Below are 12,621 nucleotides of genomic sequence, written 5' to 3' on the forward strand. Positions count from 1 at the left end.
CGGAACCGGCACCGGTTTTACTTACTTGGCGCGTGCAGCCATGATGGCTTCGGACACATTGCGCGGGGCCTCGGAGTAGTGCTTGAACTCCATGGTGTAGGTTGCACGGCCCTGCGACATCGAACGCAGCGTGGTCGAGTAACCGAACATCTCGGACAGCGGCACTTCCGCCTTGATGGCCTTGCCGCCACCAACCATGTCTTCCATGCCCTGCACCATGCCGCGGCGTGAGGACAGATCGCCCATCACGTTGCCGGCGTAGTCTTCAGGTGTTTCCACCTCGACAGCCATCATCGGCTCCAGAATCACCGGGCCGGCCTTGCGGCAGCCTTCCTTGAAACCAAAGATTGCAGCCATCTTGAACGCCATCTCGTTCGAGTCCACATCGTGGTACGAGCCGAAATGCAGCGTGACCTTGACGTCAACGACCGGGTAGCCAGCGAGCACGCCCGAGGTCACGGCCTCGTGAATGCCTTTTTCGACCGCGGGGATGTACTCGCGCGGAACCACACCGCCCTTGATGGCGTCGATGAACTCAATGCCCTTGCCCATTTCATTGGGTTCGATCTTGAGCACCACGTGGCCGTACTGGCCCTTGCCGCCCGACTGGCGAACGAATTTGCCTTCGGCATCTTCGATGGTCTTGCGGATAGTCTCGCGGTAAGCCACCTGGGGCTTGCCGACGTTGGCTTCCACGCCGAACTCGCGCTTCATGCGGTCCACAATGATTTCCAGATGCAGCTCGCCCATACCGGCGATCAGGGTCTGGCCGGACTCTTCGTCGGTCTTGACGCGGAACGACGGATCTTCCTGGGCCAGGCGCTGCAGTGCGATGCCCATTTTTTCCTGGTCGGCCTTGGTCTTGGGTTCCACGGCCTGGGTAATCACGGGCTCGGGGAAGACCATGCGCTCGAGCATGACGATGGCATCAGGATCGCACAGGGTTTCGCCCGTGGTCACGTCTTTGAGGCCCACGCAGGCAGCGATGTCGCCGGCGCGGATTTCGCTGACTTCTTCGCGGTTGTTCGCGTGCATTTGCACGATACGTCCGATACGCTCTTTCTTGCCCTTGATCGGGTTGTAAACGCTGTCGCCCTTTTTCAGCACGCCGGAATACACGCGCACAAAGGTGAGCTGTCCCACAAACGGGTCAGTCATCAGTTTGAATGCCAGCGCAGAGAATTTCTCTTCGTCGTCGGCCTTGCGGGTCACAGGCGCCTCGTCTTCATCCATGCCCTTGACAGGCGGGATGTCGATAGGCGACGGCATGAATTCAATCACGGCGTCCAGCATGCGCTGCACGCCCTTGTTCTTGAACGCGGAGCCGCAGTACATCGGCTGGATCTCGCTGGCGATGGTGCGCGTGCGGATGCCCAGCTTGATTTCTTCTTCACTCAAATCACCTTCTTCAAGGTATTTGTTCATGAATTCTTCAGACGCCTCGGCAGCAGCCTCAACCATCTTCTCGCGCCACTCCTTGGCCAGCTCGACGAGCTCGGCAGGGATTTCGCTGTAGGTGAACTTCATGCCCTGGGAAGCTTCGTCCCAGATGATGGCTTTCATCTTCAGCAGATCGACCACGCCGGTGAAGTTTTCTTCAGCGCCGATGGGGATCACCATGGGCACAGGGCTGGCTTTCAGGCGCAGTTTCATCTGGTCAACGACCTTGAAGAAGTTGGCACCGGTGCGGTCCATCTTGTTGACAAAGGCCAGACGCGGCACCTTGTATTTGTTGGCCTGGCGCCAGACGGTTTCCGACTGAGGCTGCACGCCACCCACGGCGCAATAAACCATGCAGGCGCCATCCAGCACGCGCATGGAGCGCTCGACTTCGATCGTGAAGTCCACGTGACCGGGGGTGTCGATGATGTTGATGCGGTGTTCTGGCAGCGACGTGTCCATGCCCTTCCAGAAGCAGGTAGTTGCAGCGGAAGTAATCGTGATGCCACGCTCCTGCTCCTGCTCCATCCAGTCCATGGTGGCGGCGCCGTCATGAACTTCACCGATCTTGTGGTTCACACCGGTGTAAAAGAGGATCCGCTCGGTGGTCGTGGTTTTGCCGGCGTCAATGTGCGCGGAAATACCAATATTGCGGTAGTTTTGAATGGGGGTAGCGCGGGACATAAATTACTTTCAGTTCGAAAGACGAACAAAGACTCGTTGCTAAAACACTTTTCATGTTTTTTCTACGCGTCTGCCAAGCTGCACGTTTTGCACGCAGCCGGCAGGAAATGGGGTTGAACCGGCAGGAATCAATGCGCCGGGGCGCCTTTGACTTCAGCCGGCAACGCGTCAAATCCGCGCAGCAAACATGGCTCCCGCTCTTAGAAGCGGAAGTGGCTGAATGCCTTGTTGGCTTCGGCCATGCGGTGAACTTCGTCACGCTTTTTCATGGCGCCGCCACGGCCTTCGGTGGCCTCCATCAGCTCATTGGCCAGACGCAGGGACATCGATTTTTCACCGCGCTTTTTGGCGGCTTCTTTCAGCCAGCGCATGGCCAGCGCCATGCGGCGGACCGGACGCACTTCAACCGGCACCTGGTAGTTGGCACCACCAACGCGGCGGGACTTCACTTCAACCATGGGCTTGATGTTGCCGATGGCCATGTGGAAGGCCTCCAGCGGATCTTTGCCCGGGTTCTTTTTCTCGATGAAGTCGAGCGCGCCGTAAATGATGCGCTCTGCGACGGCTTTCTTGCCGCCTTGCATGATCACGTTCATGAATTTGGCAAGGTCAACATTGCCGTATTTCGGATCAGGAAGAATTTCACGTTTAGGGACTTCGCGACGACGTGGCATTTTTTCACCTCTTTGCTTCAGTTGGCAGGGCCGTTTCGGGCCATGCCGCGAGGGTTATCAAAACCCTCACTTACTCGACCGGCACAACAATTTGCACTTGGGTCACTTCGTTTCAACCACCTGCCAGGACGATTGAAACACCTTGTTTTGAAGACGTTGTGACAACTTCTTCGGGCGCGGAATTCTTACCTGAAGGCAAAAACCCGAGCCGGGCCGGATTATTTGGCCTTTGGCTTCTTCGCACCGTACTTGGAGCGCGATTGCTTGCGGTCTTTCACGCCTTGCAGATCGAGCGAGCCACGGACGATGTGGTAACGCACACCAGGCAAGTCCTTGACACGACCGCCGCGAACCAGCACCACGCTGTGTTCCTGCAGGTTGTGGCCTTCGCCGCCGATGTAGGAAATGATTTCAAAACCGTTGGTCAGGCGCACTTTGGCGACTTTACGCAGAGCGGAGTTGGGCTTCTTGGGCGTCGTGGTGTACACACGGGTGCACACACCGCGGCGCTGCGGTGAGTTTTCCATCGCAGGGCTCTTGGACTTGATCTTTTCGACCTCGCGCCCCTGACGGACTAGCTGATTAATGGTTGGCATGTAAAAACGTCCCTAAACGTCTGATTTCTGACTTGACTGAAATACGTGAATATTTACGTGAAAACGAGAATCTCCCCGGAATTTCCGGAAAAGCCTTCGAGTGTAGCAGTTTGGACGCCCTGCCGCAAATCAGGCCGGGCCAACCCGGCGCCCCGGGCCCAAAACGGCCTGGAAGCCGCGCCAGGCGGGCTTTACTTGATCCAGAGCCGGACAGCATCCCAGGCGCGGCCCAGAATACCGGCCTCCTCGACCGCCTCCAGCGCGACCAGCGGGATGTCCGCCACCGGCTGGCCGGCACCGGTTGTGACTTTCAGGGTTCCGAGGGCCTGGCCTTTGACAAAAGGCGCCACCAGCGGGTCCGGCCGGGCGACCTGGGTCTGGAGTTTGGCCGAGCTGCCGGCGGGAATGGCCAGCACGATGGCCTGCGGGCGGCCCAGTTTGACCGTGTTCGACTTGCCCTTCCAGACGGCGGGCGTTGCCACGGCCTGGCCGGCGTCGAACAATTTCACCGCTTCAAACGCGGTGTAGCCCCAGTTCAGCAGTTTCTGCGACTCGTTGGCCCGCTCGCTGTCGCTGGCAGCGCCCAGCACAATCGCCAGCAGGCGGCGGCTGCCGGGGGCACCGGCAGCGCCCAGGTTCGGGAAGTCGCGTTTGGCGGTGGCGATCATGCAGTAACCGGCGGCGTTGGTGTGGCCGGTTTTCAGGCCATCGACCGTGGGATCGCGAAACAGCAGGGTGTTGCGGTTGGTGTCGTTGGCAGCTGGCGTGCCGGGGTAGCGGTACTTCTTGATGGCCGAAAAACCCATGTAATCCGGAAAATCCTGCATCAGGCGGACCGACAGAATGCTGAGGTCACGCGCCGTTGTGGTGTGCCCGGGCTCGGTCAGTCCTTCCGGGTTTTTGTAGCTGGTCGAGTTCATGCCCAGCGCCTTGGCCTGCTGGTTCATGAGTTTGACGAAGTTTTCGGCCGTGCCGCCCACACCCTCGGCCAGCGCCATGGTGGCGTCGTTGCCAGACTGCACGATCATGCCCTTGATCAGGTCTTCCACCGGCACCTGCATCTTGGGGTCGATGAACATGCGGGAGCCGGGCATCTTCCAGGCGCGTTGGCTCACGGGAAAGGTCTGCTTGAGGTCGATTTTTTTGGACTTCAGCGCGTCAAACACCAGGTACTCGGTCATGAGTTTGGTCAGCGAGGCTTGCTCGACCGGCGAATCGATGTCCTTGGCCGCCAGGATCTGGTTGGCCGTGACGTCGAGCAGCAGATAAGAGCGCGCAGCCACTTCGGGCGGCTGCGGCATCTGGGCATGCGCCGCGGGCAGAAAACAAGCGGACGACACCAAAAACAGGGGAGCGGCCAGGCCGCGGAAAGCTGTCAGAAAACGCATGGGGAAATAAGACCTGGAAATGGAAAGGCAGAAGAAAAGCAGACGGGATTGAAAAAACTCAGCGCAGGTGCCGCGCGACCAGACTTTTCAGCAGCGGCAATTGTCCATGAAAGAAATGCCCACCACCCGGAACAACCGTAACAGGCAGTAGCTGTGGCCGGGCCCAGTCCATCACTGCCTGCAGCGGCACGGTGTCGTCCTGCTCGCCGTGAATCACCAGCGTTTGCTCGTGCGCAGCCTCTGCCACCGGGGCAACCGCGAAGCGGCTGGCCGCCGGCGCCACCAACACCAGTTTGTCGATGGCCCGATCTGGCTGCAGGCGCGCAAACACCTGCGAGGTGACAAAGCCGCCAAAGGAAAAACCAGCCAGCGCCAGCGCGCCCCCGGGCGCCGTCTGCTGCACCACCGCGAGCATGTCCTCGACCTCGCCGCGGCCCTCGTCATACGTCCCCTCACTGGCGCCGACGCCGCGAAAGTTGAAACGAACCGCCGTCCAGCCACTCTGGGTGAAGGCGCGCGCCAGCGTCTGCACCACCTTGTTGTCCAGCGTGCCGCCGAACAACGGGTGCGGGTGGGCGATCACCGCGACACCGCGCGGCACTCCGGCTGGGGCGTCGAGGGCGACCTCAAGGGCGCCGACCGGGCCTGAGAAGGTGGTTTTTTGGGTATGGGCGTTCAAGAGGTGTTTTTCCTGGGTTTGACATGCTATCGAATTCATAGCTGCTTGCGCCCGTCCGACGAGGGCTAGAAGCACAAATCATCCGTTTTCAGGACGCCCGGCCATCAGCGACCAAGGTGCGCTGGCGTCAGCAGGCGCTCGACAACCTTGCCGTTTTTGAGGTGTGACTCGACGATCTCGTCAATGTCATGTTCGTCCACATAGGTGTACCAGACGGCTTCCGGATAAACCACAGCCACCGGCCCAGCAGCGCAGCGGTCCAGGCAGCCCGCTTTGTTGACACGCACCTTGCCCGGGCCGGAAAGGCCGGCGGCCTTGACCTGCGACTTGCAGCGGTCAAAGCCCAATTGCGCGCGGTGGTTGGCACAGCAATCCTCGCCGTTTTCGCGCTGGTTCAGGCAAAAGAAGATGTGTCGCTCGTAATAGGAATCCGGGGTGGCTGCGGCTGGAGCCGCGCCTGTCGCGCTGGTAGGGGTCATGCCCCGATTTTACTTTCGCCCGCATCGCCGGCCTTGCGCATGGACAAACGTACCAGCACGTAGACCAGCGCCGCGAACGGCCAGAGCCAGCCCAGCCACTGGGCCAAGCCGTTGAAGCGCACAAAACGGCCCTGCTCCCAGATCTGCAGGGTTTCGGCAAAGTAGGGCCCGACGGGCGCCTGGTTGAGCAGGGACAGATGCACGCACAGCGCGACCAGCAACAGCGCCGCACTCGCCCGGCGCGGTACCGGCAGCAGCAGCAACGCCAGCACCCCGCCCATACCCAGGCCCACCTGCACCGGCAGGTCCAGCCAGGCCCACGCATGCTCCGGTCCGTAGCTCAAAGCTGCTGACAGGGCTGTCAGTGTGACGCCGCCCGCCAGCGCCATCACCAGAAAAAATGCCCGTTGCGGCCAGGTGCGCACAATGCCATAAGCGAGCAGGCAGGGAATCAGTGCGCCCAGCGCCACGCAGATGACCTCGGCGCCGGGCACCAGGGGCTGCAGTTCGATGTCACGCACCGGCAGCCACTCCAGGAAGGGCGTGTCGGCCAGCATCTCGGCCAGCCAGTATTCCAGGCGCTCGGCCACCTGACCCAAACCCAGCGGCACCGATGCGGGAAACAGCAGCGCCACTGGCCACAGCGCCAGCAGCACCAAGGCGCCGCGCGCGTCGCGCACAAACCAGCGATCGCGCACGCGACTCCAGCGCGCAATCGCACCGAATTTCTCCAGTAACAAGGCGCTGCAGGCGCCCAGCCAGGCGCCGGCGGTGTTCAGCGCGAAATCAACATTGGACGGTACACGCGACGGCAGATAACTCTGCAGGGTTTCCATCAGCAGCGACAACAGGCCCGCGCTGATCACCGCCACAGTCACCGCCCAGCGCACGCGCCTGCTGCGCAACCCGGCGAGTGCCAGCAAAAAGCCCATGGGGGCGTAGCCCGCAAGGTTGATGCCCACGTCGAAACCCGTCCAGTAACGCGGCAGCGGCGCCATCAGGAACCTGAGCGGCGAGATGCCCTGGTTGCGCCACTCAGCGAAAGGGTAGAGGCTGGCGTAAACAATCAGGCAGATGGTGGCGAGGGCGAGGGGCCAGCTGGCTGATTGCACACCCCTATCGTCTTCACTACGCTTTGCTCCGCGTAATTCCTTTTCCCCTTGCAGGGAAACAGGTGGCACACCCCTGACACCCTCGCGATGCTGCGCATCGTGTAGTTCTGCCTCCCCTTGCAGGGGACGACGCATTGCGCCCGGCGAAGCCGGTTCGCCCGCGTCCGCTGGCATGACGTCTGGTGAATTCGGAGGGCTCACGCTGCGCGGCCTCGGTGGTTAAAAAGGCTTGACGACGACCAGCACCACGGCTGCGAGCAGCAGCAGCACCGGTACCTCGTTGAACCAGCGCCACCACATGTGGCTGTGCGTGTTGCGCTGGGCGATGAATTTCGCGAGGATGCGGCTGCAGGCATGGTGGTAACCGATGGCCAGCACCACCACGGCCAGCTTGGCATGCATCCACCCATTGCCCGGTCCGCGACCGATGCCGTAGCCCAGGTACATCCAAAAGCCAAAGGCCAGCGCAGGCACCGCCAGCAGGGTGGAAAAGCGCAGCAGCTTGCGCGCCATCAGGAGCAGGCGCTCGCGCTCGGCGACGCTTTCGGGCGGCACCATTGCCAGGTTCACAAAAATGCGCGGCAGGTAGAACAGGCCTGCAAACCAGCTGGCGACAAAAACAATGTGAAGTGATTTGACCCAGAGCATGGGCGAAGTGTAGCCCGCAGGCCCACGCAACGAGCAGGCTCCGGGGATTCGGCCCGGGCCTTGTCACTTCCAGCCCGGGCGACTAAAATTAATATGTGTTGTTACCTTTTGGTGACAGCGCCCCGCTTTTCCTCCCTGAGCGGGTGCCTTGACGTGTCACAGCAAAAAGGCTTCCAGGCCCGGTTGACCCAGTGTCATCCGGGCATTTTTTTGTCTGCCACCCTGCCCCGCAGGTCATGGGAAAAATTAATCGCTGCTGCAGCACAAAAGCTTTGGCACAATTTGCCGATGACAGTTCATGCCCCCTACCCCGCTGGCCGGCCGCGCCGCCTGCGCCGCGACACTTTCACGCGCAACCTGGTGCGTGAAAACACACTGAGCGCCCACGACCTGATCTATCCGGTGTTTGTCACTGACGGCAACAACCGGCGCGAAGCCTTGGCTTCCATGCCCGGTGTTGAACGCCTGAGCCTGGACCTGCTGCTGCCGGTGGCTGAGGAATGCGTTCAACTCGGAATTCCCGTGATGGCCTTGTTCCCGGTGATCGACGCGTCACTCAAGACCTATGACGGCAAGGAAGCGCTCAACCCCGACGGCCTGGTGCCCCGCGTGGTGCGCGAGCTGAAGAAACGTTTTCCCGAACTCGGCGTGATGACCGATGTGGCGCTGGACCCTTTCACCAGCCACGGCCAGGATGGGCTGCCTGATAAAGAGACCGGCTACATCCTCAATGACGAAACCATTGAGCTGCTGGTTGGGCAGGCACTGGCCCAGGCCGAAGCCGGGGTCGACATCGTTGCGCCCAGCGACATGATGGACGGCCGTATTGGCGCGATTCGCAACGCACTTGAATCACGCAAGCTGATCCACACCCGCATCATGGCCTACAGCGCTAAATACGCGAGCGCCTTTTACGGCCCCTTCCGCGACGCGGTCGGCTCTGCCGGCAACCTCGGCAAGGCCGACAAAAAGGTCTATCAGATGGACCCGGGCAACAGCGACGAGGCCCTGCGCGAAGTCGCCATGGACATTGCCGAAGGCGCCGACATGGTGATGGTCAAGCCCGGCATGCCTTACCTGGACGTGGTGCGCCGCGTGAAGGACGAGTTCGGCGTGCCGACCTTTGCCTACCAGGTCAGCGGTGAATACGCGATGCTCAAGGCCGCCGCACAAAACGGCTGGCTGGACCACGACGCGGTGATGATGGAAAGCCTGCTGGCATTCAAGCGCGCGGGCGCCGACGGCGTGCTCAGCTACTTCGCCGTGGCTGCCGCTCGATTGCTATTAAAATAATAGCTACTCGCGCAGCATTGACGAGGGCTATAAGCCGATTTGGCTTGAAACCGGACACACGCCGTGCAAATTGTTGAATTCACCGCTGACAGCCTGCGCTTTTCAGACAGCCTGCCCGCCAAAGCACCGACCGACGGTTTTGTCTGGGTGTTTGTTGACCGCGAGGAGTTCGAAAGCCACCAGGCCTTGCTGCAGCAGGCGGCTCAGCAGCTCGGCGGCTCGGCCCTGCTGGACCTGCATTGCCAGGATCTGCGCAACGCGCTTCACCCCTCGCACTACGACTTCACCTCGATTTACGACCTGGTCATCTTCCGGCGGCTGGCCACGCCGGATGAAACACGCGCCGAGGTCGAAGATGAGACTGCGGCCCAGGCCAAGCGCGGCCAGGCGCACAGCAAACCGGGTGGCAGCCTGCCAGCCTTCAACCGCATCAGCTCGCGCGCCGTCGGGTTTGTGATGTTTGACCGGCTGCTGATCAGCGTGCACCCGCGCGGCTGCTACACCGCCAAAAGTTTCATCGAGCGGTCCCTGACAGACGCAAGGCTCAGTGTGAACGCCGTGTCGGCGCGCAGCCGCATTCCGTCCAGCCCCGCCGATCTGGTGCTGCGCATGGTCAATGCCATGGTGGACAGCTACCTCGACGTGCGCAAAGAACTCACGACACAGCTCGAGCACTGGCAGGGCGAGCTGCTCAAGCCCAATTCGCGTTTTATCAACTGGGGCTCGCTGATGGGCGCGCGCAGCCAGCTGCATGTGCTGGAAGACCTGTGCGACGAGCAGCACGACGCGATGCAGGAGTGGCTGGACTCATTGCGCGAGCAGCCGATGTCGTCCTTTGCCGCCGATGCCCAGCTTGCGCAGACGCGCCGTGACCAGATGGTGGCGCGGGCGCGCGATGTGATCGAACATATCGAACGGGTGGTGCACCATGCGCGCCGGCTTGAGCAATCGGCCGAAACCGTGGTGCAGATCCACTTCAGCGCGCAGGGCAATCGCACCAACGACATCATGCGCACGCTGACCGCGCTGACCGCCATCTTCCTGCCGCTGAACCTGATCACCGGCTTTTTCGGCATGAACTTCGAGTTCCTGCCGCTGATTCAAACGGCCGCCGGCTTCTGGTGGGTGGCCGGCTTCATGATCCTGCTGGGCATCGTGGTGGTGATGGTGTTCTGGCGCAAGCAGTATCTGGCCAGGACCCGGCACTGATGCCAGGCGGGGCGGCGACATTACGCATCGCTTGCGCCGGCTGGAGCCTGCCGCGCGAAAGCTGGCCACAGTTTCCCGAGGCCGGGACACATCTGGAGCGCTACGCCGGTCGTCTGGTCGCTGCAGAAATCAACTCCTCGTTTTACCGGCCGCACCAGCCGGCCACCTATGCGGGCTGGGCAGGCAGCGTGCCGCCGGGCTTCCGTTTTTCAGTCAAGCTGCCCAAAACCATCACGCATGAAAAGCGGCTGCGCGACTGCGGCGCATTGCTGGACGATTTCCTGCTGCAAGCGGCGGGCTTGGGCGACTCGTTGGGCTGCCTGCTGGTGCAACTGCCGCCCAGCCTGGCTTTCGACAAGCGAGCCGCTGTCGGGTTTTTCACCAGCCTGCGCAAGCGCCATGCGGGCGCGGTCGCGCTGGAGCCCCGTCACGCGAGCTGGTTCACGCCAGAAGCCGATACCCTGCTGAAAAGGCAGCGCATTGGCCGCGTACTGGCCGACCCGGTGTTGCATGACGCAGGCAGCGCGCCGGGCGGGTGGCCCGGCCTGGTGTACCTGCGGCTGCATGGCTCGCCGCGCATGTATTACTCGTCTTACGCTCCCGCGCTGCTGCAGGCCTTGGCCGCGAAACTGCGCGAGGCGGCGGAATGCGGCGCCGACGTCTGGTGCATCTTCGACAACACCGCGTCAGGCGCTGCGGTCAGCAACGCGCTGGAACTCCAGACTCTGCTTGAACGCTAGACAAAGGGCGGGGAGAGTTCTTCCGCCGCCAACACGCGTTGCACCGCAGGGCGGTCCAGCATGCGCTGCAGGTAGGGCCCGAGCTGCGGCCGCGTGCGCGCGGCAGGCGAAGCGAAATTGCGCGTCCAGCGGCACAGGGTGAACACATAGGCATCGAGCAGGCTGTAGTCTTTGGCGGCAAACCAGGGCCCGCCATGGCGGGCTAGTTCGGCGTCCAGCTGATCCAGCATGCCGCCGATTTTCAGTTCGGCCTGCGCTTTGACCTCTGCCGCACCGGCCGTGTTGCCCGGGGCCACCGATCGCTCCGGATAGAAATAAACGATCAGCGTCGCCTGCAGCGTGTTGGTCAACCACATCAGCCATTTGTAGCAATGCGCACGTTCCACGCTACCCAGCGGTGGCACCAGCCCGGCGCCAGGATGCTTGTCGCTGAGGTGCAGGCAGATCGCGGCGGTTTCATACAGCACCAGATCGCCATCGACCAGAACCGGCATCAGCCCGTTCGGGTTGAGGCGGAGATAGTCCGGCGCCTTGTGCGCATTCTGCGTGCGGTCCACCAGCACACGCTGGTAAGGCAGGCCGATTTCTTCGAGCAGGATGTGCGGCACCATGGCTGCGGTGCTGGGGTAGTAGTGCAGATGCATCATGGCCGATATTGTGCCCCCACACTCCCCCACTTCGTGTGGGTCGCTGCCCCTCGATGGGGCCGCTGCGCCTGCGGACTGGCAGAGCCAGATCCGCGGCCCCTGCTTGAAAATTCGGGGAAGTGCATTGAACCGTTTATGGCTTGGCAACGCCAAACAAGCTCGCACCATTGTCCCAGCCGATCTTGCGTGCCACATCGGGGGGCAGGTCCCCCAGCCAGGCGCGGTAGCCCTTCATGAGTTCGTCGTAATACTGCCAGCGCTGGTTGACCCAGGTGTCCGAACCGATCATGAAACGCGACGGGTACTTGAGCAGCAAGGCGCGCCACTCGGGGCACAGCGTCCCACTGTCACACGTCAGGCCAGGCCGGTAAGACAACTCGCCCATCAAGGTCGGATAACGCGCGAACAGCGCGTCCACGCGCGCAGCCGGTGCGCCGCCAATACCCGTGTGCGCCCAGATCAGCCGCGCGCCAGGGGCATGTGCCATCAGCAAATCAATCGCCACGTCGTCCACATGCGCCAGGATGGCGAGCTTGTTTTTCTCGGCAAACTGCATCAGCTTCTTCGCCACCGGCCCGTTGGCATTGGCGCTGTCATACAAATGAAATTCGCCAATGCCTTTGTACGGCCCGGCCTGGGCGCCGCTGACGCCGCGCGCGAATTCGGCCTGCACCATCTCGTAAATCGTCTCGTCGCGGAACCAGTTGTCGTAGTCCGCGCGGTTGCGGTAGAGGCGGATGAAGGGCACCACCGTCACACCGGCCTGTTTGGTCTCGGCCATGGAGGCCAGTGCCTTGGTGCCATCGTTGGGCCGCGAGTTGGCGACGATGGCCCTGACCCCGTTGCGTTTCATGCGCGCCAGCACATCGGCGGGGCCGTGTGGTCCGGCCCGGCCATCCCAAGCCTCTTCGTTGTAATGCAGGTGGGCGTCGAACAGCGGTCCGCTGTAATCAGCCGCTTGTGCCAGCGCCGAAAACGCTACAAAAATAATAGCTGCTTGCGCCCGCCACACAAGGGCTGAGGGCCAAAAAT

13 protein-coding genes are annotated in these 12,621 nt (G+C 61.9%); 3 read left to right on the forward strand and 10 right to left on the reverse strand.

Annotation, left to right across the window (positions count from 1 at the left end):
• Positions 1 to 21: 21 nt before the first annotated feature.
• The 8 genes from fusA to H0W47_RS05780 form a co-directional block, all read right to left on the reverse strand.
• The gene (fusA, locus tag H0W47_RS05745) at positions 22 to 2,124 is read right to left on the reverse strand and encodes an elongation factor G (protein WP_296921758.1); all 2,103 of its coding nucleotides are present in this window, start codon (positions 2,122 to 2,124) and stop codon (positions 22 to 24) included.
• 200 nt (positions 2,125 to 2,324) lie between these two features.
• Positions 2,325 to 2,798, reverse strand: coding sequence for a 30S ribosomal protein S7 (rpsG, locus tag H0W47_RS05750; protein WP_188710046.1), 474 nt, complete (start codon positions 2,796 to 2,798; stop codon positions 2,325 to 2,327).
• Positions 2,799 to 3,016: 218 nt separating this feature from the next.
• The gene (rpsL, locus tag H0W47_RS05755; RefSeq protein WP_092130055.1) at positions 3,017 to 3,394 is read right to left on the reverse strand and encodes a 30S ribosomal protein S12; all 378 of its coding nucleotides are present in this window, start codon (positions 3,392 to 3,394) and stop codon (positions 3,017 to 3,019) included.
• Between the two features lie 191 nt (positions 3,395 to 3,585).
• Positions 3,586 to 4,695: a D-alanyl-D-alanine carboxypeptidase family protein gene (locus H0W47_RS05760; protein ID WP_296921825.1), complete on the reverse strand. Its 1,110-nt coding sequence runs from the start codon at positions 4,693 to 4,695 to the stop codon at positions 3,586 to 3,588.
• Positions 4,696 to 4,840: 145 nt separating this feature from the next.
• Positions 4,841 to 5,461, reverse strand: a complete 621-nt coding sequence (locus H0W47_RS05765) for an alpha/beta fold hydrolase (RefSeq protein ID WP_296921761.1) — start codon at positions 5,459 to 5,461, stop codon at positions 4,841 to 4,843.
• A gap of 104 nt (positions 5,462 to 5,565) precedes the next feature.
• Positions 5,566 to 5,940 carry a (2Fe-2S) ferredoxin domain-containing protein gene (locus H0W47_RS05770; RefSeq protein WP_296921763.1) on the reverse strand — a complete coding sequence of 125 codons (375 nt, stop codon included), beginning with the start codon at positions 5,938 to 5,940 and terminating at the stop codon, positions 5,566 to 5,568.
• Positions 5,937 to 7,052 carry a VanZ family protein gene (locus H0W47_RS05775; RefSeq protein WP_296921765.1) on the reverse strand — a complete coding sequence of 372 codons (1,116 nt, stop codon included), beginning with the start codon at positions 7,050 to 7,052 and terminating at the stop codon, positions 5,937 to 5,939. The genes H0W47_RS05770 and H0W47_RS05775 overlap by 4 nt, the downstream gene beginning before the upstream one ends.
• Positions 7,053 to 7,271: 219 nt before the next feature.
• On the reverse strand, positions 7,272 to 7,700 hold the full coding sequence (locus tag H0W47_RS05780; RefSeq protein WP_296921767.1) for a CopD family protein: 429 nt from the start codon (positions 7,698 to 7,700) through the stop codon (positions 7,272 to 7,274).
• Positions 7,701 to 7,988: 288 nt separating this feature from the next.
• On the opposite strand from H0W47_RS05780, the gene hemB reads away from it, so the two are divergent.
• The 3 genes from hemB to H0W47_RS05795 all read left to right on the forward strand — a co-directional run bounded on the left by hemB (position 7,989) and on the right by H0W47_RS05795 (position 10,942).
• Positions 7,989 to 8,993 carry a porphobilinogen synthase gene (gene hemB / locus H0W47_RS05785; protein WP_296921770.1) on the forward strand — a complete coding sequence of 335 codons (1,005 nt, stop codon included), beginning with the start codon at positions 7,989 to 7,991 and terminating at the stop codon, positions 8,991 to 8,993.
• A gap of 63 nt (positions 8,994 to 9,056) precedes the next feature.
• Positions 9,057 to 10,202: a magnesium transporter CorA family protein gene (locus H0W47_RS05790; RefSeq protein ID WP_296921772.1), complete on the forward strand. Its 1,146-nt coding sequence runs from the start codon at positions 9,057 to 9,059 to the stop codon at positions 10,200 to 10,202.
• Complete coding sequence (locus H0W47_RS05795; RefSeq protein WP_296921774.1) at positions 10,202 to 10,942, forward strand: DUF72 domain-containing protein; 741 nt, start codon at positions 10,202 to 10,204, stop codon at positions 10,940 to 10,942. Before H0W47_RS05790 ends, H0W47_RS05795 begins: the two co-directional genes overlap by 1 nt.
• On the opposite strand, the gene H0W47_RS05800 is transcribed toward H0W47_RS05795, so the two are convergent.
• Both H0W47_RS05800 and H0W47_RS05805 read right to left on the reverse strand, forming a co-directional pair.
• Positions 10,939 to 11,589 carry a glutathione S-transferase family protein gene (locus H0W47_RS05800; protein WP_296921776.1) on the reverse strand — a complete coding sequence of 217 codons (651 nt, stop codon included), beginning with the start codon at positions 11,587 to 11,589 and terminating at the stop codon, positions 10,939 to 10,941. The two genes, H0W47_RS05795 and H0W47_RS05800, sit on opposite strands and share 4 nt — an antisense overlap.
• Before the next feature lie 133 nt (positions 11,590 to 11,722).
• Positions 11,723 to 12,601, reverse strand: a complete 879-nt coding sequence (locus tag H0W47_RS05805; RefSeq protein WP_296921778.1) for an amidohydrolase — start codon at positions 12,599 to 12,601, stop codon at positions 11,723 to 11,725.
• Positions 12,602 to 12,621: the final 20 nt, after the last annotated feature.

The organism is Polaromonas sp. (genome assembly GCF_013817205.1).
Classification (GTDB): Bacteria; Pseudomonadota; Gammaproteobacteria; order Burkholderiales; family Burkholderiaceae_C; genus Polaromonas.

Coding starts and splice junctions, on each gene's coding strand:
- H0W47_RS05770 (WP_296921763.1), bottom strand. CDS start 5,940: ATGACCCCTACCAGCGCGACAGGCGCGGCTCCAGCCGCAGCCACCCCG.
- H0W47_RS05800 (WP_296921776.1), bottom strand. CDS start 11,589: ATGATGCATCTGCACTACTACCCCAGCACCGCAGCCATGGTGCCGCAC.
- H0W47_RS05795 (WP_296921774.1), top strand. CDS start 10,202: ATGCCAGGCGGGGCGGCGACATTACGCATCGCTTGCGCCGGCTGGAGC.
- H0W47_RS05780 (WP_296921767.1), bottom strand. CDS start 7,700: ATGCTCTGGGTCAAATCACTTCACATTGTTTTTGTCGCCAGCTGGTTT.
- H0W47_RS05760 (WP_296921825.1), bottom strand. CDS start 4,695: ATGCCGCAGCCGCCCGAAGTGGCTGCGCGCTCTTATCTGCTGCTCGAC.
- hemB (WP_296921770.1), top strand. CDS start 7,989: ATGACAGTTCATGCCCCCTACCCCGCTGGCCGGCCGCGCCGCCTGCGC.
- rpsL (WP_092130055.1), bottom strand. CDS start 3,394: ATGCCAACCATTAATCAGCTAGTCCGTCAGGGGCGCGAGGTCGAAAAG.
- fusA (WP_296921758.1), bottom strand. CDS start 2,124: ATGTCCCGCGCTACCCCCATTCAAAACTACCGCAATATTGGTATTTCC.
- rpsG (WP_188710046.1), bottom strand. CDS start 2,798: ATGCCACGTCGTCGCGAAGTCCCTAAACGTGAAATTCTTCCTGATCCG.